Annotated in this window: 21 protein-coding genes and 1 pseudogene; 11 read left to right on the forward strand and 11 right to left on the reverse strand. The window is 71.2% G+C overall.

All coding sequences use genetic code 11. The features are described from left to right. Window positions 1-21 precede the first annotated feature (21 nt). The 7 genes from FZO89_RS04070 to FZO89_RS04100 all read right to left on the reverse strand — a co-directional run bounded on the left by FZO89_RS04070 (window position 22) and on the right by FZO89_RS04100 (window position 7,969). Window positions 22-639, reverse strand: a complete 618-nt coding sequence (locus FZO89_RS04070; RefSeq protein ID WP_149102056.1) for a nucleotidyltransferase family protein — start codon at window positions 637-639, stop codon at window positions 22-24. Beyond that, window positions 636-1,628, reverse strand: coding sequence for an XdhC family protein (locus FZO89_RS04075; RefSeq protein WP_149102057.1), 993 nt, complete (start codon window positions 1,626-1,628; stop codon window positions 636-638). Before FZO89_RS04075 ends, FZO89_RS04070 begins: the two co-directional genes overlap by 4 nt. Then, window positions 1,625-3,820 carry an aldehyde oxidoreductase molybdenum-binding subunit PaoC gene (gene paoC, locus FZO89_RS04080; protein WP_149102058.1) on the reverse strand — a complete coding sequence of 732 codons (2,196 nt, stop codon included), beginning with the start codon at window positions 3,818-3,820 and terminating at the stop codon, window positions 1,625-1,627. The genes FZO89_RS04075 and paoC overlap by 4 nt, the downstream gene beginning before the upstream one ends. Next, window positions 3,817-4,773: an FAD binding domain-containing protein gene (locus FZO89_RS04085; RefSeq protein WP_149102059.1), complete on the reverse strand. Its 957-nt coding sequence runs from the start codon at window positions 4,771-4,773 to the stop codon at window positions 3,817-3,819. Before FZO89_RS04085 ends, paoC begins: the two co-directional genes overlap by 4 nt. Next, window positions 4,770-5,393, reverse strand: coding sequence for an aldehyde dehydrogenase iron-sulfur subunit PaoA (gene paoA, locus FZO89_RS04090; RefSeq protein WP_222928136.1), 624 nt, complete (start codon window positions 5,391-5,393; stop codon window positions 4,770-4,772). The genes FZO89_RS04085 and paoA overlap by 4 nt, the downstream gene beginning before the upstream one ends. Before the next feature lie 223 nt (window positions 5,394-5,616). Beyond that, window positions 5,617-6,150, reverse strand: coding sequence for a DUF4199 domain-containing protein (locus tag FZO89_RS04095; protein WP_149102061.1), 534 nt, complete (start codon window positions 6,148-6,150; stop codon window positions 5,617-5,619). Window positions 6,151-7,069: 919 nt separating this feature from the next. Further along, a complete protein-coding gene (locus tag FZO89_RS04100; RefSeq protein WP_222928137.1) occupies window positions 7,070-7,969 on the reverse strand; it encodes a LysR substrate-binding domain-containing protein in 900 nt (299 codons plus the stop codon). A gap of 157 nt (window positions 7,970-8,126) precedes the next feature. Between FZO89_RS04100 and FZO89_RS04105 the strand changes: the two genes are divergently transcribed. Further along, window positions 8,127-8,531: a RidA family protein gene (locus FZO89_RS04105; protein ID WP_149102063.1), complete on the forward strand. Its 405-nt coding sequence runs from the start codon at window positions 8,127-8,129 to the stop codon at window positions 8,529-8,531. Window positions 8,532-8,573: 42 nt separating this feature from the next. On the opposite strand, the gene FZO89_RS18975 is transcribed toward FZO89_RS04105, so the two are convergent. Continuing rightward, window positions 8,574-9,017 (reverse strand): response regulator transcription factor, encoded by a 444-nt coding sequence (locus FZO89_RS18975; protein WP_187471035.1) that lies wholly within the window; start codon window positions 9,015-9,017, stop codon window positions 8,574-8,576. 92 nt (window positions 9,018-9,109) lie between these two features. On the opposite strand from FZO89_RS18975, the gene FZO89_RS04115 reads away from it, so the two are divergent. From FZO89_RS04115 to FZO89_RS04140, 6 genes are all read left to right on the forward strand, one after another. Next, the gene (locus FZO89_RS04115) at window positions 9,110-9,469 is read left to right on the forward strand and encodes a VOC family protein (protein WP_149102064.1); all 360 of its coding nucleotides are present in this window, start codon (window positions 9,110-9,112) and stop codon (window positions 9,467-9,469) included. A 15-nt stretch (window positions 9,470-9,484) separates the two neighbouring features. After that, window positions 9,485-9,844: a DUF6968 family protein gene (locus FZO89_RS04120; protein ID WP_149102065.1), complete on the forward strand. Its 360-nt coding sequence runs from the start codon at window positions 9,485-9,487 to the stop codon at window positions 9,842-9,844. A gap of 31 nt (window positions 9,845-9,875) precedes the next feature. After that, window positions 9,876-11,096 carry a helix-turn-helix domain-containing protein gene (locus FZO89_RS04125; RefSeq protein ID WP_149102066.1) on the forward strand — a complete coding sequence of 407 codons (1,221 nt, stop codon included), beginning with the start codon at window positions 9,876-9,878 and terminating at the stop codon, window positions 11,094-11,096. Between the two features lie 44 nt (window positions 11,097-11,140). After that, complete coding sequence (locus tag FZO89_RS04130) at window positions 11,141-11,818, forward strand: NHL repeat-containing protein (protein WP_149102067.1); 678 nt, start codon at window positions 11,141-11,143, stop codon at window positions 11,816-11,818. Between the two features lie 116 nt (window positions 11,819-11,934). Next, window positions 11,935-12,702, forward strand: a complete 768-nt coding sequence (locus FZO89_RS04135; protein WP_149102068.1) for a DUF899 domain-containing protein — start codon at window positions 11,935-11,937, stop codon at window positions 12,700-12,702. Between the two features lie 384 nt (window positions 12,703-13,086). Next, a complete protein-coding gene (locus tag FZO89_RS04140) occupies window positions 13,087-15,108 on the forward strand; it encodes a catalase (RefSeq protein ID WP_425480456.1) in 2,022 nt (673 codons plus the stop codon). A 94-nt stretch (window positions 15,109-15,202) separates the two neighbouring features. Here the strand turns inward: FZO89_RS04140 and FZO89_RS04145 are convergent, their stop codons facing one another. The 3 genes from FZO89_RS04145 to FZO89_RS04155 all read right to left on the reverse strand — a co-directional run bounded on the left by FZO89_RS04145 (window position 15,203) and on the right by FZO89_RS04155 (window position 18,904). Next, a complete protein-coding gene (locus FZO89_RS04145) occupies window positions 15,203-16,747 on the reverse strand; it encodes a TerC family protein (RefSeq protein WP_149102070.1) in 1,545 nt (514 codons plus the stop codon). 173 nt (window positions 16,748-16,920) lie between these two features. Next, window positions 16,921-18,213 carry a sensor histidine kinase gene (locus FZO89_RS04150; RefSeq protein WP_149102071.1) on the reverse strand — a complete coding sequence of 431 codons (1,293 nt, stop codon included), beginning with the start codon at window positions 18,211-18,213 and terminating at the stop codon, window positions 16,921-16,923. Beyond that, window positions 18,206-18,904, reverse strand: coding sequence for a response regulator transcription factor (locus tag FZO89_RS04155; RefSeq protein ID WP_149104026.1), 699 nt, complete (start codon window positions 18,902-18,904; stop codon window positions 18,206-18,208). The genes FZO89_RS04150 and FZO89_RS04155 overlap by 8 nt, the downstream gene beginning before the upstream one ends. A 129-nt stretch (window positions 18,905-19,033) precedes the next feature. Between FZO89_RS04155 and FZO89_RS04160 the strand changes: the two genes are divergently transcribed. The 4 genes and pseudogenes from FZO89_RS04160 (at window position 19,034) to FZO89_RS04175 (ending at window position 23,739) form a co-directional block, all read left to right on the forward strand. Then, entirely contained in the window at window positions 19,034-20,782 is a 1,749-nt protein-coding gene (locus FZO89_RS04160; RefSeq protein WP_149102072.1) for an ArnT family glycosyltransferase, read from the forward strand. A 140-nt stretch (window positions 20,783-20,922) separates the two neighbouring features. Then, window positions 20,923-22,629, forward strand: a complete 1,707-nt coding sequence (locus FZO89_RS04165; RefSeq protein WP_262378518.1) for a phosphoethanolamine transferase — start codon at window positions 20,923-20,925, stop codon at window positions 22,627-22,629. Further along, window positions 22,626-23,339: pseudogene (locus tag FZO89_RS04170) on the forward strand (glycosyltransferase family 2 protein); the annotation flags it as partial. The gene FZO89_RS04165 and the pseudogene FZO89_RS04170, both read left to right, overlap by 4 nt. A 31-nt stretch (window positions 23,340-23,370) precedes the next feature. Then, a complete protein-coding gene (locus FZO89_RS04175; RefSeq protein ID WP_149102073.1) occupies window positions 23,371-23,739 on the forward strand; it encodes a lipid-A-disaccharide synthase N-terminal domain-containing protein in 369 nt (122 codons plus the stop codon). Window positions 23,740-23,788 lie beyond the last annotated feature (49 nt).

Below are 23,788 nucleotides of genomic sequence, written 5' to 3' on the forward strand. Positions count from 1 at the left end.
AGCCAGCCCACGACGACCGCATCAACCGCGATCGAGCCACCCACGGGCAACCGCCGCATCCACATCGGCCTGGGTGTCGATGTCGCCTGCCAGTTCCACCGCGTCGAGGACGAACAGCGCTTCGGGATCGATCGCGCGCAGGCGGGCGCCGAAGCCGTGGTCGGCCTGCGTGGACAGGTCCATGCGCGACAGGTCTTCGAACCATCCTGCCGGCACCACCGCGGGCACGCCGACGGCATCGTCCAGCTTCGTTGCCGCGCATCCGGATGCGGTCGCCGCCGCGCCGTCCACCAGCGCGTGCAGGTGCGAAGCCTCCAGACCGGGCAAGTCGCAAGGCAGAATGAGCACGCGACCGCCGGCGCCGGAACTCCGCGCCGCCGCGGCCTTCAGGCTGCCGGCCAGGCCGCGCTCCCACGCCGTGTTGAACACGACTTCGCAAACAAGGTCCGCAACCGCGGCTTCCACCGCGGCGCGCCCTGCGCCCACCACCAGCAGCACGCGGCCAGCCCCGCTTTCCGTCGCCAGGCGCACGGTCCGGTGCACCAGGGTTTCGCCATCGCGCGTGAGCAACTGCTTCGGCCGGCCCAGCCTGCGACTGCCGCCTGCCGCCAGCACCAGCGCGATGTGGCCGTCACTCATGCCGCGCCGGTCCTCGCACGCCACTGCTGCAACTGCGCGGCGATGCTGAGCGCGATCGCTTCCGGGCCCTGGCCGCCGAGGTCCAGGCCCACCGGCGCATGCAGGCGGCCTGCCAGCGCCTCCCGCTGCGGCGGCGACAGCAGGCCCAGCAGGTCGTCGCGGCGCCGTGGCGGTCCGAGCAGGCCGACGAACGGAACCGGCGTCGCGGACAGCCTGTCCAGGGCGTCGCGATCGCGTTCGAAACTGTGGTGCATCGCCAGCGCCGCGGCAAAGCAGCCAGGCTCGCGCAGAGCGGCGTCCATCGTTTCCCGATGCACATCGGCCAGCGTGCCGGCATCACGCCAGCGCTCGCGCGGTTCGACCAGCGTCGTGCGCCAGCCGAGTTCGCGCAGCAGGCGCAGCAGCGCGGGCGATTCCGGTCCCGCACCGAGCAGCAGGACTTCGGGCAATGGCGCCAGCGGCAGCGACCAGCGCGACACGTCGCCGGACCACTCCAGCGGCGCTGCCGGGAGTTGCCACCGCGCGCTGCGTTCACCGGCGCGCAACGCCAGTTCGCCGGTGGCATCCAGCGCCCGCTCCAACACCACGCCACCCTGCAGCCACGCCTGCAGCACCTCCGCCACCCCCGCCATCGCGGCCAGCGGCAGCAGCGCGATGCGCAACCTGCCGCGGCAGCCCACGGCGGAACCCGAGAACAGGTCCTCGTCGTCGCGGGTATCGATCTCGACCCAGTTCACGCACCGGTCGAGCGCCGCCTGCGCGGCGCGTCGCGCGAGCTCCGGCTCCAGGCAGCCGCCGCTGAGCCAGCCGGACTGCGCTTCGCCTGCGAACAGCGCCATCGCGCCTGCGTGCGAGTAGGTCGACCCTTCGGTGTCCAGCACCAGCGCCAGCGTCGCATCGACGCAACCTGAGGCCGCCAGCGCGGCTTCCAGCACCGGGCGCGGATTTCCTGCCGCGAGGAACCGGCAGCCACTGCCGGCTGGGGTCATGCGGCGCCCGGCAGCTTCCCGATCAGCTTGTCGAGCGTGATCGGATACTCGCGCACGCGCACGCCGGTGGCGTTGTAGATCGCGTTCGCCACTGCGGCGCCGACGCCGCAGATGCCGAGTTCGCCCACGCCCTTGGCCTTCATCGGCGAGGAGATCGGATCGGTCTCGTCGAGGAACACCACCTCCTGGTGCGGGATGTCGGCATGCACCGGCACCTCGTAGCCGGCCAGGTCGTGGTTGACGAAGAAACCCAGCCGCTTGTCCACGGCCAGCTCCTCCATCAGCGCGGCGCCGGTGCCCATCACCATCGCGCCGATCACCTGGCTGCGCGCGGACTTCGGGTTGAGGATGCGGCCGGCAGCGCACACCGCGAGCATGCGGCGCACGCGGATCTCGGCGGTATGCGCGTCGACGCCGACCTCGACGAAGTGCGCGCCAAAGGTGGATTGCTGGAATTTCCTGTCCAGGTCGCCGAACTCGATCGCATCCTCGACCACCAGTTCGCCGTCCTTCGCGGCATCGGCCAGCGCGAAGCTGCGCCCGCCGGCACTCACCTCGCCGTCGCTGAATCCGGCCGCGGCGGGATCCAGCCCCAGCTTCGTCGCCACCGATTCGCGCAGCTTCATGCAGGCCGCGTAGACGCCAGCGGTGGAACTGTTCGCGCCCCACTGCCCGCCGGAACCGGCGGACGCAGGGAAGCTCGAATCGCCCAGGCGCACGTCCACCCGGTCCAGCGGCACGCCCATCATCTCCGCCGCGGTCTGGGCGATGATCGTGTAGCTGCCGGTGCCGATGTCGGTCATGTCGGTCTCGACCACTACGCGACCGTCCGCGCCGAGGCGCACGCGCGCGGCGGACTTCATCACCAGGTTGTTGCGATAGGCCGCGGCCACGCCCATGCCGACCAGCCAGCGGCCGTCGCGCACCTGCGCGGGCTTGGCGTTGCGCCGGGTCCAGCCGAACTGTCGCGCGCCGGTGCGCAGGCACTGCACCAGCTGGCGCTGCGAGAACGGCCGTTCGGGCTTTTCCGGATCCACCTGGGTGTCGTTGACGATCCGGAACTCGACCGGGTCCATCCCGAGTTTCTCGGCCATTTCGTCGACCGCGGCTTCCAGCGCCATCATCCCCGGCGCCTCGCCGGGCGCACGCATGGCGTTGCCTTCGGGCAGGTCGAGCTCGGCCAGGCGCAGCGCGCAGCGGCGGTTGGCGCCCGCGTACAGCCAGCGCGTCTGCTGGGTGGCGACTTCCGGGCCACCGCCAGGGAGGTCACCGGACCAGCTTTCGTGCGCGATCGCACTGATCTTTCCGTCCTCGCCGCAGCCGATGCGGATGCGCTGGATGGTGGCGGGGCGATGGGTGGTGTTGTTGAAGATCTGCGGACGCGACAGCGCCACCTTGACCGGGCGCCCGGCCGCCTTCGCCCCCAGCGCAGCCAGCACCACGTCGGCGCGCAGGAACAGTTTCGCACCGAAGCCGCCGCCGATGTAGGGCGAATCCAGCCGCACCTGCTCGGGCGGGATGCCGAGCGTGCGCGCCAGGTCCTTGCGGCCCCAGTCGATCATCTGGTTGGACGTCCACACCGTCAGCGCATCGCCGTCCCAGGCGGCGATGCTGGCGTGCGGCTCCATCATCGCGTGCGACTGGTCGGGCGTGGTGTAGGTGACGTCGAGCCGCACCGGCGCCTCCGGGAAGGCGGCATCGAAGTCGCCGGCACCGGTGTCCGGCTCGCTCTTCGGCGTCGTCGCCGAATCGCGCCGGGCCGCGAGGTCGAAGCGCCCCGGCTCGCGTGCGTAGTCCACGCGCAGCAGCTGCGCCGCGGCGCGCGCCTGTTCGAAAGTCTCCGCGACCACCAGCGCGATCGCCTGGTGGTAGTGCTGCACCTGCGGCCCGCCCAGCAGGTGCGCGGTGTTGAACCGGCCCTTCACCAGCTTGCCGGCATTGCCCGCGGTGACCACCGCAAGCACGCCGGGCGCCGCTTCCGCGGCGCTGGTGTCGATCGAACGGATGCGTCCCTTGGCGATGGTGGCGCCGACCACGTGGCCGTAGGCCTGGTCGGCCACGACATCGTGGCGCTCATACGCATACGGCGCCGCGCCTGAGACCTTCAGCGGCCCATCGATGCGGTCGACCGGCTTGCCGACGACCTTGAGCTGGTCGATGGGGTTGGTGGTGGCGGGCGTGTCGAATTTCATGCCTGCACCCCCGCATCCACCAGCACCGCGGCGATGGTGCGCTCGGCCAGCGGCAGCTTGAAGGCGTTGTGCTCCGTGGGCCGCGCTCCGTCCAGCAGCCGGGTTGCCACCGCAGCGGCGCCCCGTGGCAACTCGGCATCGGCTGCGGCGTCGCGCCACGGCTTCGGCGCCACGCCGCCCAGCGCCACCCGACCGCTGCCGTCGCGCTGCACGATGGCCGCGACCGACACCAGCGCGAATGCATACGACGCGCGGTCGCGCACCTTGCGGTAGACGTGCCGGCCGCCCGCGGGTTCGGGCAGCGTGACCGCGGTGATCAGCTCGCCCTTCTCCAGCACGGTCTCGAGGTGCGGCGTGGTGCCCGGCGCCCGGTAGAAGTCGGCCAGCGCGATCGCACGCGTGCCGCCATCGGGCTTCACCGTTTCCACCGTGGCATCCAGCACGCGCATCGCCACGGCCATGTCGCTGGGATGGGTGGAAATGCAGGCTTCGCTCGTGCCGACCACCGCGTGCTGGCGGCTGTAGCCCTCCAGCGCGGCACAGCCGCTGCCGGGCAGGCGCTTGTTGCAGGGCTGCGCGGTGTCGTAGAAATACGGGCAGCGCGAACGCTGCAACAGGTTGCCGGCGGTGGTCGCCTTGTTGCGCAACTGCCCCGAGGCGCCGGCGAGCAGTGCGCGCGACAGGACGGCGTAGTCGCGGCGCACGCGCTTGTCGGCGGCCAGGTCGGTGTTGCGGACGAGGGCGCCGATGCGTAGTCCGCCATCGCCGGTCCGTTCGATGCGGTCGAGCTGCAGGCCGTTGACATCCACCAGGTGGGCGGGCGTCTCGATCTCCAGCTTCATCAGGTCGAGCAGGTTGGTACCACCGGCGACGAAGCGCGCGTCCGGCGTGCGCGCGACCGCAGCCGCGGCTTCGGCCGGCGAGCGGGCGCGTTCGTACGAGAACGCCTTCATGCGCGCCTCCCCGCCACCTCGGTGATCGCATCGACGATGTTGGAGTACGCGCCGCAGCGACACAGGTTGCCGCTCATGCGCTCGCGGATCTCATCCGCGGTGACGCGCGGCCGAGCGTCGAGGTCGTCGCTCACGTGACTGGGGATCCCGGCTTCGATCTCCTCCAGCACTGCGACCGCCGAGCACACCTGGCCCGGCGTGCAGTAGCCGCACTGGTAGCCGTCGTGCCTGACGAAGGCGCGTTGCATCGGGTGCAGGTCCTGCGGCGTGCCGAGGCCTTCGATGGTGGTGATCTCGTCGCCCGCATGCATCACCGCCAAGCTCAGGCAGGCGTTGATCCGCCGCCCGCCGGCGATCACCGTGCAGGCGCCGCACTGGCCGTGGTCGCAGCCCTTCTTGCTGCCGGTGAGCTTGAGGTGCTCGCGCAACGCGTCGAGCAGGGTGGTGCGGGTGTCGAGCCTGAGCGTATGCGCGGTACCGTTGACGGTGAGCGCAACCTCGGCCAGCACCGGCGCCCTGCCCGGTTCCGGCGCCGCGGCCTGTGCGAGTGCGGCGGAGGCCGGCATCGCACCGGCGACCACGGTGGCGCCGCCGCTGAGCAACACTTCGCGCCGGGACATGGTGAAACCGTCTTCCGGGAGGGGCATGCAGGATTTCCCTTGGCTGGTCGCGGGCGGCGTCGGCACGCCGCGGGACGATGGCTGGGTGTGAGTTAACACCGTCCTTCGTAGCCCTGCGTGAAAAACCACCGGGGTATCGACCAAAGAACAATCGCCCGCGTTCGGAGGGAGCCCGCTGCGGGCGCGGCTGGCCCTATACCCGTGCCAGCCGCGCCTGCCCCGCTCAGGCCCGTGCCGGCAACACCCGCGGATTGCGCAGCACCAGCGCCGACACCAGCGACACCAGCATCCCGACCGGGAAGATCTCCACGAACGTCATCGGCATGCGCAGCAGCGGATTGCGGTACATCGCCTCGAATTCGCGCGCCTGCTGCACAGCAGCCGCCAGCGCCTCGCCGCTCAGGCCCTTCTCCTTCGCGCGCTCGACCATCTGCCCGGCGAACATCGCCGCGAAATCGTTGTCGATCAGGACCAGCGACAGCTCCCACGCCGCCACGTAGATCAGGCTCGCGACCAGGCTGATCGCCAGGCCCAGCCCGAACGCCGGCCAGAACCGGATCACACCGCCCCCGGCGGTATCGCGCTGGTGCTTGATGCCGACGAACACCGCCGACAGCGCGACCAGCATCGAGGCGAACCCCGCCGCCATGCCCCAGTCGGGCGGCGGCTGCCCGCCGTAGGCCATGCTGACGCCGAGCAGCGCCGCGCCGACCACCAGACCTGCGATGACGCCGTACTTCAACACGATGCGGAACATGTGGACCTCCGGTTTCGACCCTGGGGACGCCATTCCAGGGCCGCGATGCCGCCGCGGCAATCGCCCGGAAGGGTGATTCTGCGCCGGTCACCCCTGCGTACGGCCGTTCGAGCGGGGTCAGCCTGCGGTCCTCGCGCCCCAGGCCCCGACCGTAGCCCGGATAAGGCCGAAGGCCGCATCCGGGGACCGATTGTCGCGCCAGGCGGCCGTCCCCGGGTGCGCTTCGCTTACCCGGGCTACGACCACACGCCCCTTCGTGGCCCGGATAAGGCCGAAGGCCGCATCCGGGGAGGATCGATTGCCACGCCAAGCGGCCGTCCCCGGGTGCGCTTCGCTTACCCGGGCTACGCGACCACACGCCCCTTCGTAGCCCGGATAAGGCCGAAGGCCGCATCCGGGGACCGATTGTCGCGCCAGGCGACCGTCCCGGGTGCGCTTCGCTTACCCGGGCTACGCGACCACCACGCCCCTTCGTAGCCCGGATAAGGCCGAAGGCCGCATCCGGGGAGGATCGGTTGCCACGCCAAGCGGCCGTCCCCGGGTGCGCTCCGCTTACCCGGGCTACGTGACCACACGCCCCTTCGTAGCCCGGATAAGGCCGAAGGCCGCATCCGGGGAGGATCGATTGCCACGCCGCGCGACCGTCCCGGGTGCGCTTCGCTTGCCCGGGCTACGCGACCACCACGCCCCTTCGTAGCCCGGATAAGGCCGAAGGCCGCATCCGGGGAGGATCGGTTGCCACGCCGCGCGACCGTCCCGGGTGCGCTTCGCTTACCCGGGCTACGCGACCACCTCGCCCCTTCGTAGCCCGGATAAGGCCGAAGGCCGCATCCGGGGAGGATCGATTGCCACGCCGCGCGACGGTCCCGGGTGCGCTTCGCTTACCCGGGCTACGCGATCGGGGCGCCATGCGCCGAGGTCAGGCATCCAGCCGCTGCGTCGCCACCACGTCCAGCAGCCAGTCGATGAACACCCGCAGCCGTGCACTGACGTGGCGATTGGGCCGATACGCGACGGACAGCGGCAGCGCATCCATCCGCCAGTCCGCCAGCACCTCCACCAGTTCCCCGGCCTCGAGGTGCCCGCGCGCGAGGTAGGCCGGCATGCACAACACCCCGAGCCCCGCGACACCGGCAGCGACGTAGGCATTGCCGTCGTCCACCGCCAGCAGGTGGTGCCCGCGCACCTGCACGCGCTCCCCGCCCCGCTGCATGTCCAGCGGCAGCACCTGGCTTCCGCTGCGCATCGACTGGAACGCGACCAGGCGATGGGCGCCGTCTTCGGACAGCTCGCGCGGATGCACGGGCATGCCCGCGCGGGCCAGGTACGCCGGTGCTGCATAGCTGGCCATCCGCAGGTCCACCAGCTTGCGCGCCACCAGCGACTGGTCGACCAGCACGCCACCGCGGACCACGCAGTCCACGTTGTCGTCGACCAGGTCGACCACGCGGTCGCTCACGCCCAGTTCCAGGCGCAGGTCCGGGTAGCGGGCGTGGAAGTCCGGCAGTGCCGGGACCAGCACCAGACGCGCGAACGGGCTGGGCACGTCCACCCGCAGCCGCCCGCCTGGCGCGGCCGCGACACCGGCCACGCTGGCTTCGGCCTCGGCCATGTCCGCCAGCAGACGCAGCGCGCGCTCGTAGAACAACGCGCCCTCGGAGGTCAGCGCCACCCGCCGCGTGGTGCGGTTGAGCAGGCGCACCCGCAGCCGCTGCTCCAGCCGCTGCACCAGCTGGGTCGCCGAGGTCCGGCTGATACGCAGCGATTCGGCGGCGCGGGTGAAGCTGCCGGTCTCGACCACGCGGACGAAGGCCTGCATCGCGTCGAAACGGTCCACGAAGGAATCTCCGGGCTCGGGCAGATTGTTTCAATCTTACGAATATTCCTGTCGCGATACCGCGATTTATCAGCGAAGACCAAACCATCACCTTTGCGACAGGGCCACCCGCCCCCCGTCAAGATTTCGGAGATTCCCCATGAACACGCGCGACATCGTCTTCCCCCCCAAGCCCCACGCCCTCTACCAGCGCCACGCCTACTCGCCCGCGGTCCGCGCCAACGGCTTCCTGTTCGTCTCCGGCCAGGTCGGCGCGCGCGAGGACGGCAGCCCCGAACCGGACCTGGTGGCGCAGGTGCGGCTGGCCTTCGCCAACCTCGATGCGATCCTGGCGGCTGCCGGCTGCACGTTCGACGACGTGGTCGACACCACCTACTTCATGGTCGACCCGGAGCAGACCATGGACACGATCTGGCCGGTGGTGCAGGAGTACCTGGGCAAGGGGCCCCATCCGGCGCTGACCGCGACCGGCGTGACCTGGCTGTCCGGCTTCCGCTTCGAGATCAAGGTGGTGGCGAAGCTGCCCGGGAGCGCGACCGCCTAGCGGTTCGCATGGCGATTGCACGGGTGTGCGATCGCCGAGGCCTCAGGGCACCAGCCCGAGCTCGCGCGCGCGGCGCAGCGCATCGGTGCGCCGCCGTGCGCCGAGCTTCTCCAGCAGTCGGGCGACGTGGGTCTTCACCGTGTTCGGCGAGACATGCAGCCGCGCGGCGATCTCCTTGTTGGAGTGACCGGCGGCGATCTCGGCCAGCACTTCCATCTCGCGGTCGCTGATCCCCAGTGCAGCCTGGGCCGGCCGGTTGCCCTCGAACACCGCCGGCGGCGCGCGCCTGGCCAGCAGGCGCACGCCCAGCCACGCGCCGAGGGCAAGGAAGCCCGCCGCCAGCAGCCCCTCGTACACCAGCGAGGCATGGCTGCGCACGAGCCGCTGGTAGTCGAGCCATTGCAGCAACAGCGTGCCCAGCGCCAGCAGGCCGCCGTAGAGCAGCACGGTTCTCCAGGGAATGCGCATGGTGGCCGGTGCGGACATGCGCCAATGCTACCGTCGGCGACGCCGCCGCGGTTGCCGTGCCATCGCGCACGGCGCTATACAGGCCGGCACGTCCCCGATGGAAGACCACGATGCCGGCTCACGAGCAGATCAACTACGTCGAATTCCCTGCGCGCGACCCCGATGCCACGCGCCGCTTCTTCGAGCGCGCCTTCGGCTGGACCTTCGAGGACTACGGCCCCGACTACATCGCCTTTTCCGGCGCCGGCCTGGACGGTGGCTTCTTCCGCGCCGACCTCGCGGCGCGTACCGACCGCGGCAGCGCCCTGGTGGTGCTCTACAGCGCACGCCTGGAGGAGACGCTGGCCAAGGTGGTCGCGGCTGGCGGCGAGGTGGTCAAGCCGATCTTCGCGTTTCCCGGCGGACGCCGGTTCCACTTCACCGAACCCGGCGGCAACGAGCTCGCCGTCTGGTCCGAACCCGACGCCTGAAGGAGCATCGCCCGCATGCCCGCCACCGCGCTGCCGCCGATCCCGACAGGATTCACCCGCACCGTCGCCGAACGCGCATTCACCTGCCGCGAGCACGGGCGCGACGTTCCGGTGCGCGTGGAATTCGGCGAACCCCGGCGCGACGTTGCCGTGGTGAACGGTACCGACTGGCGCTGCCCGCTGCGCCTGAGCGTGGGCGGGACCGTCACGCTGCGCCAGGCGATGGGCGTCGATTCGCTGCAGGCCCTGCAGCTGGCGTTCGAAGTGGCGCGCGCCGAACTGGCGGCGCTCGCGGGCCGTGACGGGGTGGAGCTGCATTACCTCGACGAGCCGGTCGACACGAGCCGCCAGGGCTGGGAACGCGGCCTGGCCTGACCGCCCCCGCGGGACGTCGTAACCTCGCGCCATGGACTCCCTGATCGCCGCCTCGGCCCGCGCGCTCGCCACCGGCGACGCGCTGGGCGCGCTCAAGCGCATCGCGCTGCGCGAGGATCCGCCCGCGCTGGCGCTGCGCGGCACGGCGATGGCGCAACTGGGCGAACACGTGCGCGCGCGCGAACTGCTGCAGCGTGCGGCTCGCGGCTTCGGCGCACACGAGGCGCTGGCACGGGCGCGCTGCACCGTCGCCGATGCGGAAGTCGCGCTGGCGATGCGCGACCTGCAGCCCGCACCGCGCGCGCTCGCGACCGCGGCTGCGACCCTGGAGCGGCATGGCGATCCGGCCAACGCCGCGCATGCGCGCCTGATCGCGGTACGCCGGCTGCTGCTGCTCGGCCGGCTCGGCGAGGCGCGCGGCGAACTGCGGCGGCTGGACGGTGCCTTGCTGCCGCCCGCACTGGCGGCGATCGCGGGCCTCGCCACCGCCGAGCTGGCGCTTCGCGCGCTGCGCAGCACGGTCGCGCGCGCAGCGCTGGCACAGGCGCGCGCAGCGGCCGGGCGCGCGCGCATCCCCGCGCTCATCGCCGAAGTGGACGCCATCGGAGCAAGGTTGCAGCAACCGGTCGCAAGACGGATCTCGGCCGACGGCGAACACCCGCTGCAGCTCCACGACGTCGAAGCGCTGTTCGCCTCGGGCGCACTGGTGGTCGACGGCTGCCGCCGTGGGCTGCGCGTGGCCGATGCCTGGCTTCCGCTGGCGCGTCGCCCGGTGCTGTTCGCATTGGCGCAGTCGCTCGCCGCCGCGTGGCCGGGCGACGCCGAGCGCGATGCGCTGATCGCCGCCGCGTTCCGCATCCGCCATGCCGACGAGACCCATCGCGCACGGCTGCGGGTGGAGCTGGGCCGCCTGCGCGCGCTGGCCGAACCCTGGACCGCCATCGATGCGACCGCGCGCGGATTCGCGCTGGTACCGCACGAGGCGCGCGAGGTCGCCGTGCTCGCGCCCCCGATCGAAGGCGAAGACGCCTCGCTGCTCGCGCTGCTGGCGGATGGCGAGGCCTGGTCCACCTCGGCGCTGGCGCTGGCGCTCGGCACCAGCCAGCGCAGCGTGCAGCGCGCACTGGCCACGCTGGAATCGGGCGGACAGGTGCGTGCCAGCGGCGGCGGTCGCACGCGCCGATGGCTGGCCGCGCCGCCCGGCGGATTCGCGACGACATTGTTACTCCCCGCCACGCTGCCGGCTGCGTAGATTCCACTGCAACGCCACGACGGCGCATCGACAGGAGCCCACGCATGAACACCCGCACTTTCACAGTCCGCAATGAAGTGGCGGCGCAGGCGGCCGAGATCGTCCGCGAATTCGGTCCGTTCGACGGCGACGGATCGGTCGCCGGCGTCAGCCACGACGGCCGCAACGTCTGGGCCGCCGTCGGCACCCGGCTGCTGGCGATCGACCCGGCCAGCGGCGAGACCGTGCGCGTGCTCGAACGCCCCGGCGACGCCGGCACCGCGTTCGACGGCACCCACCTGTACCAGATCGCCGAATCGCGCATCGACCGTATCGATCCGGCCACCGGGCAGGTGCTGCACACGATCCCCGCCCCGGCCAACGGCTGCGATTCGGGCATGGCCTGGGCGGAAGGCAGTCTGTGGGTGGGCGAGTACCGCGAGCGCCGCATCCACCAGGTCGATCCGGAGACGGGCAGGATCCTGCGCAGCATCGAATCCGACCGCTTCGTCACCGGCGTGACCTGGGTGGACGACGAGCTCTGGCACGGCGTCTGGGAAGGCGACGAAAGCGAACTGCGGCGCATCGATCCTGCCGATGGCGCCGTGCTCGAACGCCTGCGCATGCCCGAGGGCATCGGCGTGAGCGGCCTGGAAGCCGACGACGGCGGCCTGTTCTGGTGCGGTGGCGGCGGCAGCGGCAAGCTCCGCGCCGTACGGCGCCCGGGACGCGCCGCCGCCTGACCTCCACGCGCGCCGCACCTGCCGCGCGCTCCCGCATCCCCAGCGAATGCCCGCCACCGGCGCGCGGCACGACCGCGCGCGCCTTTTCCCCACGATCCGTCCGCAAGGAGCCACGCATGAATGCACGTCCCGCCGAACGCCCCGTACCCACGCCCCGCATCGCCTCGCGCGAGGAATGGACCCGCGAGCGCCTCGCACTGCTCGAACGCGAAAAGGCCCTCAACCGCCAGCAGGACGAGGTGGCGCGCGCGCGCCGCGCGCTGCCCTGGGTGCGCCTCGACACCGACTACGTGTTCGACACCCTGCAGGGCCCGCGCACCCTCGCCGCATTGTTCGGGGGCCGCGGCCAGCTGCTGGTGCAGCATTTCATGCTCGGCCCGGGCTGGGACGCGGGCTGCCCGAGCTGCTCGTTCATGGCCGACCACCACGACGGCCTCGTCCCGCACCTGTCCCAGCGCGACATCACCCTGGTGGCGGTCTCGCGCGCGCCGCTGGAGGAGATCGAGCGCTTCCGCCAGCGCATGGGCTGGCGCTTTCCCTGGGTGTCCTCGCACGGCAACAGCTTCAACCGCGACTTCGGCGTCAGCTTCACGCCGGAGCAGCGCATCGACGGCAAGGTGCCCTACAACTACAAGCACCTGGCGTTCCCGCACGACGAGGCGCCGGGCATCAGCCTGTTCACGCGCGACGCCGAAGGCAGCGTCTACCACACCTACTCCACCTACGGTCGCGGCGTCGAGGCGATGATGGGGGCCTACCGCCTGATCGACCTCGCGCCCAAGGGCCGCGACGAAGGCCACCTGCCCTATCCGATGGCCTGGGTGCGCCACCACGACCGCTACGAACAGGCGCCCCGGGCGAGCTGCTGCAGTTCGCATCCTTGAGTCGCGATGCCGGCGCGTGGCCTGCCAGGCCATGCGCGCATGCGGCAATGCTGCGTCGCGCCCACCCATCTCCCGCCCAGTCGGGAGATGCGGCCTGCGTCGGTGGCGGAGGCAGACGCCCGCAGCGCCGGCATTTTTTCATCCCGTTTTTCATCCCGACGCAACGTGTTCCATGCATCGCGATCACACCCTGCGCGCCAAGATCGAAGGGACATCCAGCAGGAGCGCGTCATGGCCGCAGCACGTACCCCCACCGCCACCCCACCAGGGAAGCAGCCGCCGCGCGATGCCAAGCCGGCGAAGGACAAGCCCGCGGGTTCCGTCGGCCGTCCCGCCAGCGGCGCCGATCCCGACGCCGACGCCCCGCGTGGCCAGGGCGACGAGCTGCAGCAGCAGGCCGGCGGCAGCCATCCGCCGCTGACCACCAACCAGGGCGTGGTGGTTGCCGACAACCAGAATTCGCTCAAACAGGGGCCACGCGGCCCGACCCTGCTGGAGGACTTCATCCTCCGCGAGAAGATCACCCACTTCGACCACGAGCGCATCCCCGAGCGTATCGTCCACGCCCGCGGCAGCGCCGCGCACGGCTATTTCGAACTGAAGAAGTCGCTGGCGAAGGTCACCCGCGCGAAGATCTTCACCGAAGTGGGCAAGCGCACGCCGGTGTTCACCCGCTTCTCCACCGTTGCCGGTGGCGCCGGCTCGGTCGACACCCCGCGCGACGTGCGCGGTTTCGCGGTGAAGTTCTACACCGAGGAGGGCAACTTCGACCTGGTGGGCAACAACATCCCGGTGTTCTTCATCCAGGACGCGATGAAGTTCCCGGACGTGGTGCACTCGGTGAAGATGGAACCCGACCGCGCCTTCCCGCAGGCGGCGAGCGCGCACGACACGTTCTGGGACTTCATCTCGCTCACGCCCGAATCGATGCACATGATCATGTGGGCGATGAGCGACCGGACGATCCCGCGCTCGCTGCGCACGATCGAAGGCTTCGGCATCCACAGCTTCCGCTTCCTCAACGAGGCCGGCGAAAGCACCTTCGTCAAGTTCCACTGGCGGCCGAAGCTGGGCATCCAGTCGACGGTATGGGACGAGGCGCTGAAGCTGCAGGCCGCCGACAACGACTTCCACCGGCGCGACCTGTTCGAGAACATCCAGGCCGGCAACTACCCGGAATGGGAGCTGGGCGTGCAGCTGTTCTCCGAACAGGAGGCCGACGCGTTCCCGTTCGACCACCTCGACGCCACCAAGATCATTCCCGAAGCGCTGGTCCCGGTGCAGATCGTCGGCCGCATGGTGCTCGACCGCTGGCCGGACAACTTCTTCGCCGAGACCGAACAGGTGGCGTACTGCCCGGCCAACATCGTGCCCGGCATCGACTTCAGCAACGATCCGCTGCTGCAGGGCCGCCTGTTCTCCTACCTCGACACCCAGCTGATCCGCCTGGGCGGGCCGAACTTCCACCAGATCCCGATCAACCAGCCGAAGTGTCCCTTCGCCAACCACCAGCGCGACGGCCACATGCAGATGCAGGTGCACAAGGGCCGGGTGAACTACGAGCCGAGCTCGCTGCAGGAGGACAGCCCGCGCGCCGACCAGCGCGCCGGCTTCCGCAGCCACGCCACGATGCCCGACGACGGCGTCAAGGGCCGCGTGCGCCCGGAGAGCTTCGCCGACCACTACAGCCAGGCGCGCATGTTCTTCCGCAACCTGGAAAAGCCCGAGCAGGCGCACCTGGCCTCGGCGCTGGTGTTCGAGCTGTCGAAGGTGGAAACGCCGAAGGTGCGCGAGCGCATGGTCGGCCACCTGGTCCACATCGACCCCTCGCTGGCGCAGCGCGTGGCCGACGGCCTGGGCATGGACAGCGTGCCACCGGCGCCCGACGCCGCGGTGCCGCCGACCGACATGCCGCCAGCGCCGGAAGTCCGCATCATCGGCCGCATGCGCGACACGCTCGAGCACCGCACCGTCGGCATCCTGATCGACGAAGGCAGCGACGCGGCCGCGCTCAAGGCGCTGCGCAAGGCGGCCGAGGCGGCAGGCGCGACGGTGAAGATCGTCGCGCCCAGGCTCGGCGGCGCGGTGCTGTCGGACGGGAAGAAGCAGCCGGCCGATGGCCAGCTTGCCGGTACACCCTCCGTGGTGTTCGACGCGGTGGCCGTGCTGCTGAGCGAGGACGCGGGCAGGAAGCTGGCGAAGGAGTCGGCGGCGGTCGACTTCGTCGCCTTCGCCTGGGCGCACCTGAAGGCGATCGCCTTCGATGCCGGGGCCGCGCCGCTGCTCAAGGCCGGCAACGTGGGCAAGGATGCGGGCATCGTCGATGCCGCCGATCCCAAGGGCTTCATCGCCGCCGCGAAGACGCGGCAGTGGGCGCGCGAACCGCAACTGCGCATGCTGGCCTGAGCCGACCGGAGCCGGACACAGGGCGGGCCCCGGCCCGCCACCGGCTTGGTCATCCACCGCGTTCCCGACCGCAGCACGCGGGGTCCGCCCCGCACTACGCTTCCGGCGGGAGCCTGCGCAGCACCGCCCTGCCCACGCGCCTGCGCTCCAGCGAGGCCACCTCGATCTTCCAGCCCGCGACCTCGATCGTGTCGCCCGCCATGGGCAGTCGCCCCAGCGTGTGCAGGAACAGTCCCGAGAGGGTGACGTAGGCCGAATCGCGCGGCAGCGCGATATCGGTCGCGCGCTCCACCTCCTCCATCGACATCGAGGCATCGATGTTCCAGCTGCCGTCCTCCAGCCGCGTCGCCCCGTAGTCGGCGTCGCGGGTGTCGGCGAGGTCGCCGGCGATCGCGGCGAGCAGGTCGTTGGCGGTCACCAGGCCGATCACGCCGCCGTATTCGTCCACCACGATCGCGAGCGGGATCGGATGCTCGCGGAGGCGCTCGAGCGCGCGCAGCGCCGTCGTGCCTTCGGGCAGGATCAGCGGTTCACGCAGATAGTCCCCCAGCTCCAGCGGCTTGCCCGACAGCACGCCCGACAGCACGTCGCGGCTCTGGACCACGCCCTGCAGGTTGTCGAGCTCGCCGTCGCAGACCAGTTGCCGGGTATGCGGCGAACGCATCAGGCGCTCGGCCGCGTGGGCCATGCCGCGGCTGCCATCGATCCACTGGATGTCGGTGCGCACCGTCATCACCGTGGCTACCGAACGCTCGGCCAGCGACAGCACGCTGTGGATCATGTCGTGTTCGGAAGTCTTCAGGCGCTCACCCGAGGCGTTCGCGCCTTCACCGCCCCCGGCCTGCGCGCCCCCTTCTCCGTCGCGCGCGCCCAGCAGGCGGGTCAGCCGTTCCGCGGTGCGCTGTCGCATCGGCAGCTTGCGCACCTGCTTCTCGCGCTTGAACACGGAGAACTGGTTGAACGACTCGATCAGGATCGAGAACACGATCGCCGCGTAGAGGTAGCCCTTCGGGATCTTGAAGCCCAGGCCCTCGGCCACCAGGCTGAAGCCGATCATCAGCAGGAAGCCCAGGCACAGCACCACCACGGTGGGATGGCGGTTGACGAAGTTGGTCAGCGGCTTGCTCGCCAGCAGCATCACCGCCATGGCGATGGTCACCGCGGCGTACATCACGCCCAGCTGGTCGACCATGCCCACCGCGGTGATCACCGAATCGAGCGAAAACACGGCGTCCAGGATCACGATCTGGGTCACGACCACGCCGAACGCGGCGTACGCCTTGTTGCCGGTATCGCCGTGCGATTGGCCTTCCAGCCGCTCGTGCAGCTCCATCGTGGCCTTGAACAGCAGGAACAGGCCGCCGCCGAGCAGGATCAGGTCGCGCCCGGAGAACTCGTGGCCGAGCACGGCGAACAGCGGCTCGGTCAGCCGCATGATCCACGACAGCGCCGCCAGCAGCACCAGCCGCATCACCAGCGCCAGGCTCAGACCGATGATGCGGGCCTTGTCGCGCTGCTCCGGCGGCAGCTTGTCCGCCAGGATCGCGATGAATACCAGGTTGTCGATGCCGAGGATGATCTCGAGGATCACCAGGGTCGCAAGACCCATCCAGATGGTCGGGTCCGAGAGCCACTCCATGGGAAGATTCGATGTGCGGGAAGGTCGGATCGATGCTACAGCAGGCACGGCACGGCCACGTCAAGGTCCTGTCGATGCACTCATCCTGCGAGCACCGGATCGCGCCACGCCGCGCATCGAACACGCCGAAGGCTCGCGCCGCGCCCGTCCGGCACCGGTTTCCGGCGAATCCGTCAGCCGCGCATCGCCTCCTTTCCGCCATCCGCCGGGCGCAACGCCAGCATCGCCCTGGTGCCCCGCCCGGGCTGGGAGCTGATGTCGAGGGCCCAGCCGAGGTGCGCGCACAGGCGGGCCAGCAGGTCCAGGCCGATCCCGCCGCCGTCGCGTCCGCTGCCGCGGGCCATCCGCGCGTAGATCCGCGCGATCTCCTCGGGCGACATGCCGTGCCCGGGGTCCTCGATGGTGACGGTCGCATCGGCCGACAGCGACACCCGGATCGTGCCCTGGTCGCTGTTCTCGATGGCATTGCGCAGCAGGTTGCCGATCGCGGCCTGCACGATCCCGATCGGCGCGAGCACCTCGCAGTGCGGAAGGTCCCGCACCTCGATCTCCAGTTCCTTGTCCTGCATCAGATAGCGATGGTCGTCGATGATCTCGACGATCAGCTCGTCGAGCGCGATGCGGTCGTGGCTGCCCGCGAGGCGACCGGGATCCTTGGCCAGCACCAGCAGCAACGAGATCAGCTGCTCCACGCCGCGGGCGGTGCGCTGCGCCCGCAGTACCTGCGTGCGCGCGGCCTCTGGCATGCCCGGCTGCTGCAACGCCAGCTCGGTGGCGCCCGCGATCACCGCCAGCGGCGTGCGCAATTCGTGGCTCGCGGTATCGATGAACACCCGCTCGCGCTCGACGAACAGCTCGTGGCGCGAGAGGTAGCCGTTGAGCGCATCGGCGATCACGAACAGTTCCGAGCTGCCGTGGCCGTCCACCACCACCCGTTGCTGCGTGGCCTCCGGGCGCAGGCGCTGGATGTCCTCGGCCAGCCGGCTCAGCGGCCGCACCAGCCGCGCCGTGCCCAGCGATGCCATCACCAGCGCGATCAGCGCCAGCGTCGCGCCGGCCAGCAGGCTCCAGCGCGTCACCAGCTGTTCCAGCGCCTCGAAGTCGGTGATGTCCAGCACCAGCGCAAGCCTGCCGGCGCCCTCCACGTCGCGCACCAGCACGGCGCTGCGCTCGCCTTCGACGTCGACCGCGTCATACAGCCCCGGCGCCATGCCGGCCAGGGGCGGCGGCATGCGCTCACCGGGCAGGAACAGCCGCAAGGTGTCGGAGTCCTGCCAGCGATAGCCGGGTTCGGCCTGCATGCGCCGGACGATGCTGTCCATCTCGGTGCCCAGCAGCGCGCTCCACACCGCGTGCTCGGCGCGTTCGTGGACGTGGTGGACCACGGCGAACAGCGCGAGCGTCGCGATGGCGATGAAACCCAGGAGCCAGCCGAACGTGCGCCGGCCCAGCGACGATCTAGCCATCCCCGCCTCCCGGCGGACCGACCAGGGCCAGGCGGTAGCCCGTCCGCGGCAGGGTATGGATCAGCTTCTCCGCGAACGGGCCGTCGACGCTGCGACGCAGCTCGTAGATGTGGGAGCGCAGCATGTCGCGGTCCGGCGGCTGGTCGCCCCACAGGGCCTGTTCCAGGCGCTCGCGCGTGACCGCCGCGGGGCTCGCCTGCATCAGCACCTCGAGCAGCTTGCGGCAGGCCGGGTACAGGTGCAGCGGCCTGCCGGCGCGGGTGGCTTCCAGGGTGCCGAGGTCGAGCTGCAGGTCGTGCACCTCCAGCACGTTGCGGCGCCCGCGCCCGCGACTGCGGGCGAGGATGGCCTCGAGCCGCACCTCGAGTTCGGGCAGTGCGAAGGGCTTGGTCAGATAGTCGTCGGCGCCGGCGCGAAAGCCGGAGATCTTGTCCGGCAGCTCGTCGCGCGCGGTCAGCATGATCACCGGCACGTCCGAGGCGTGTTCGGTGCGCAGGCGACGCAACAGCTCGGGTCCGTCCAGGCGCGGCAGCATCCAGTCGAGCACGATCGCGTCGTAGGGATGGGTGGTGGCCAGGTGCAGCCCGGTCACGCCGTCGGGGGCGGCATCGAGCACGTGGCCGCGGGCTTCGAAATAGTCGAAGAGATTGGCCGTGAGGTTGCGATTGTCTTCCACCACCAGCAATCGCACGTTCGTCTCCGGCGCTTGGGCCCAGCGCATGCCAGCTTGCCACGGCCGCGGTCGGAATGCTGTCGGAGCGTTCCGACGTTTCTTCGACGCCGCCCGCGGAGGATGGGCCCGCCTCCCCTTCATTTCCCCATGCGCCGCACGCTCCGATCGCCGGGCTTCACGTTGCTGGTCCTGCTGCTCGCGGCGTCGCTGCTGGCGGGAGTCGGCCTGCGCGACCCGCATCCGGCCGACGAGCCGCGCTTCGTGCTGGTGGCCGACCACATGGTCGAATCGGGCGACTGGCTGTTCCCGCGCCGCGGAACCGAGCTCTACGCCGACAAGCCGCCGGTGTTCATGTGGCTGCTCGCCGGTGCGCAGCGGATCACCGGCGACTGGCGCACGTCGTTCCTGCTGCCGTCGTGGATCGCCGCGCTGCTGGCGCTCTGGCTCACCCAAGACCTCGCGCGCAGGCTGTGGAACCCCACCGCCGGCCGCCATGCCCTGCTGGCGCTGTTCGCCTGCCTGCAGTTCGGGCTGCAGGCCAGGCGCGCGCAGATCGACATGGTGCTGCTGGCGATGATGATGCTCTCGCTGTGGTCGCTCGCGCAGTACGTGCTGCAGCGGCGCGACCCGCGGCTGCTGGCGCTCGGCGCCTTCGCCGCGGGCCTGGGCACCGTCACCAAGGGCGTGGGCTTCCTGCCGCTGCTGGTGCTGCCGGCGCTGCCCTGGCTGGCCACGCGCCGGCCATGGCCGGCGTCGCGCAGCCACCACCCGGTGCAGCATGTCGCCGCCGGCGTGGCCGGCTTCCTCGCCGGCGCGGGCCTGTGGCTGGTGCCGATGCTGGCCGCGGTCCTGGGCAGCGACGACCCGCAACTGCGGGCCTATGCCGCCGACATCCTGTGGAAGCAGACCGGCACCCGCTACGCCGATCCCTGGCATCACCTCAAGCCCGCCTGGTACTACCTGCAGGTGATGGCGACGCTGTGGTTGCCGGGCACGCTGCTGCTGCCATGGCTGCTGCCGGCCTGGTGGCGGCGGCTGCGCCGCGGCGATCCGCGCTGGCGGCTGCTGCTGGGCTGGGCGGCGCTGGTGCTGCTGTTCTTCAGCCTCAGCCCGGCCAAGCGCGATGTGTACGTGCTGCCGGTGCTGCCGGTGCTGGCCATCGCCGCCGCGCCACTGCTGCCCGGGCTGCTGCGGCGGCGCGACGTCCGACTGACGCTTGCCGCGTGGCTGGCGACCGTCGCGATCGTCGCCCTCGCGGCCGGACTGGCGGCCTGGCCCGAGCCGGTCGCCTGGTGGCAGCGGATCGGCGCGCGCCACGAGGCGGGCCCCGAAGTCCTGGCGGCGATCGGGCGATGGCTGCTCGTGCTCGGGGCCTGGACCGCCGGCTGCCTCGCGTGGGCCGCGGCGTCGCGGCTGCGCCGCGTCGGCGTCGCGACGCTGCTGGCGATGGCGGGGCTGTGGACCATCCATGGCGTGGGCCTGATGCCCGCGGTCGATGCCGGCAGTTCGGCACGCGCGCTCATGCAGCAGGTGGACACGCGCATCGGCCCGGATGCGGAACTCGGCCTGCTGGCGTGGCGCGAACAGCACCTGTTGCAGGCGGGGCGCGACGTCGCCGTCTTCGGCTTCAACCGGCCCTGGCCGGCGCAGTGGCGCGACGCCGCCGCCTGGCTTGCCGCGGCGCCCGGACGCCGCTGGCTGTTCGTGCTCGAAGACGCGCTCGATCCCTGCGTCGACCGCGCCCGCGCCGCGCGCATCGGCGTGTCGAACCGCCGCACCTGGTGGCTGGTGCCGGCAAGCGCGATGGTGCCGGGTTGCATGGTCGGCACCACCGGCGACGGGAATGAACGGCGAGCCAACGCGCGCGCGATGCCGGCCGACGTCGCCGACGATTAACGCCGCTCCGACAGGCTTCCGACCCCGCTCCGACGTCTCCGCCGCAAGCATGCGCGCATCGCCTCCAGCCGCGTGCCGGCCACTCCGATGTCCTTCGATCCGAACCCTGCCCGCGGCCACGGACGCCGCGATCCACGCGCATGAACACGCACGCGCTGCACCTGCCAGCGGGAAACGCCAACGCCATGGCGCGACTCGCCACGGTCGCGCGGATGCGCCCGAGCCTGCACAGCGAGACGCTGATCGCCGGCACCAGCGCGTATTTCGCCCTGTTCGACAACGGCGCGTTCTGGCACGCGGCCGTCGACCAGCCGCTGCGCTCGCTGCCGTGGGCGCTGGCCCTGCTAGTGCTGGTGTTCGCGGCCAACGCCGTGCTGCTGTCGGCGATCGCGTGGCATCGCCTGGCCAGGCCGGCGATCGCGGCCATGCTGCTGGTCTCCGCGCTGGCCTCGCACTACACCCGCGCCTACGGCATCCACATCGATGCGGACATGGTGCGCAACGTGCTGCACACCGATCCCGGCGAATCCGCCGAATTCCTGTCCGCGGGCCTGCTCGCGAGCCTGCTCGGAGCCGTTCCCGCGCTGCTGGTGCTGTGGCGGGTGCGCCTGCGCCCGACCACGCCGGCCCAGGCCATCGTCCGCCGGCTGGCGTTCCTGGCCGGCGTCGGCCTGCTCGCGCTCGTCGCCGCACTGGGCTGTTCGCGCAACCTCAGCGCATTGCTGCGCAACCAGCGCGAGGTCCGATATCTGGTCAACCCGGCGAACGTCGTGGTCTCGCTCGCCAAGCTGGCCACGGAAGATGCCGGAAGGCCGCGCCCGCTCGAGCCGGTCGCGCAGGACGCGACGCTGCTGCCCCGTGCGATGGGAGCGAAACCGCGGCTGCTGGTGCTGGTGGTGGGCGAAACCGCGCGCGCGGCGAACTGGGGCCTCAACGGGTACGCGCGGCAGACGACGCCGCAACTCGCGCGCACGCCCGGCGTGGTCAACTTCCCCGTCGTGAGCGCCTGCGGTACCAGCACCGAAGTGGCGCTGCCGTGCATGTTCTCGTCCTACGGACGCGAGCGTTACGACCGCGACGCCATCCGCGGGCACGAGTCGATCCTGCACGTGTTCGACCGCGCCGGCGTGTCGGTCCTCTGGCGCGACAACCAGTCCGGCTGCAAGGGCGTCTGCGACGGGCTGGCCGTCGATCGCCCCGGCGATACGCGCGACCCGGTCTTCTGCGACACGCCGCGCTGCCTAGACGGCATCCTGCTGTCGCGGCCCGGATCCTGGCTGGGCGACGGCAGGCGCGACCGCGTGGTCGTGCTGCACATGCTCGGCAACCACGGCCCCAGCTACCGCGACCGCTACCCGCCGCGTTTCCAGCACTACCGCCCGGTGTGCGCGTCGGCCGACCTCGGTCGCTGCAGCCGCGAGCAGATCGTCAATGCCTACGACAACGCGCTGCTCTACACCGACCACCTGCTCGCCGCGACCATCGGCCTGTTGCGCCGCCAGCCCGACTACGACGCCGCGCTGCTGTACGTCTCCGACCATGGCGAGTCGCTCGGCGAGAACGGCCTGTACCTGCACGGTTTCCCCTGGGCGATCGCGCCGCGCGAACAGGTGCAGGTACCGATGGTCGCCTGGCTGTCGCCGGGATTCGCGTCGGCGACCGGGATCGACACCGGCTGCCTCTCGCGCCGGGCCGCGCGCCCACTCAGCCACGACCACCTGTTCCATTCCCTGCTCGGTGCGATGGACGTGTCCACCCGCGAGTACCGCGTCGAACGGGACATCTTCGCGCCCTGCCGGCCGGCGGACAGGTCCGGCCGGCTTGCAGGCACGGAGACCCGCGCGTGACCGCCGCGCCGCCGCTGCTGTCGATCGTCATCCCGGTGCTCGACGAGCGCGACAACATCGTCGGCCTGCTGGACGAGATCGCGTCCGTCGAGGGCCTGCCGGACTACGAGATCGTCTGCGTCGACGACGGCTCGCGGGACGACACGGCCGCCATCCTGCGCGCGAAGCTTTGCACGACGCCGCGCCTGCGCGTGCTCGTGCATGCGCGGCGCAGCGGGCAGAGCGCCGCGGTCCGCAGCGGCGTCAAGGCCGCACGCGCTGCGTGGATCGCCACACTCGACGGCGACGGCCAGAACGATCCGGCCGACATCCCGCGGCTGCTGGCGGTGCGCGACGCGTCGTCCGAGGACGCGAAGCTGTTCGCCGGCTGGCGCGTCGACCGCCGGGACACTGGCAGCAAGCGCCTGGCCTCGCGCTGGGCCAACCGCATCCGCGCCGCGCTGCTGCACGACGATACCCCGGACACCGGCTGCGGCATCAAGCTGTTCGAGCGTGCCGCGTTCCTCGAGCTGCCCGCGTTCGACCACATGCACCGCTACCTGCCCGCCCTGATGCAGCGCGCCGGCTGGCGCACGCGCAGCGTTCCCGTCGGCCACCGGCCGCGCCGGGCCGGCGCATCGAAGTACGACAACCTCTCGCGCGCCATCGCCGGCGTGCAGGACCTGCTGGGCGTGCTCTGGCTGGTCCGCCGCGGCGACGCCGCGCAGGTGCGCACCGCCGAACTCCACGAAGGACGGACCGATGGACGTGATGAACCGGGAACTCGCCGCACTGGCCTGGACCGGGCTGCATGTCAGCCCGTGGAAACTGATCGGCCTGACGGGCGCCACGCTGTTCGCGCTGCGCTGGCTGGTGCAGTTCGTCGCGGCGCGTAACGCCGGCGAGCCGGTCATCCCGCGCGCGTTCTGGGTGATGAGCCTGCTGGGCAGCTCGATGACGCTGGCCTACTTCCTGTTCTCCAGCAAGCAGGATGCGGTGGGCGTGCTGCAGAACCTGTTCCCCGCGTTCACCGCGGCCTACAGCCTCTGGCTCGACCTGAGAAAGACCCCGCCGCCGCGCGCGGAAGCCGATGCGGGCCTCGGCGCAGCGCCGCGGGGTTCAGGTTCCTGATTCCTGCGCGCGACGTTGCCCGCACAGGCGGCACGCGGGCTTGCGGGCC

The sequence above is a fragment of the Luteimonas viscosa genome (assembly GCF_008244685.1).
GTDB classification, from domain to species: Bacteria; Pseudomonadota; Gammaproteobacteria; order Xanthomonadales; family Xanthomonadaceae; genus Luteimonas; species Luteimonas viscosa.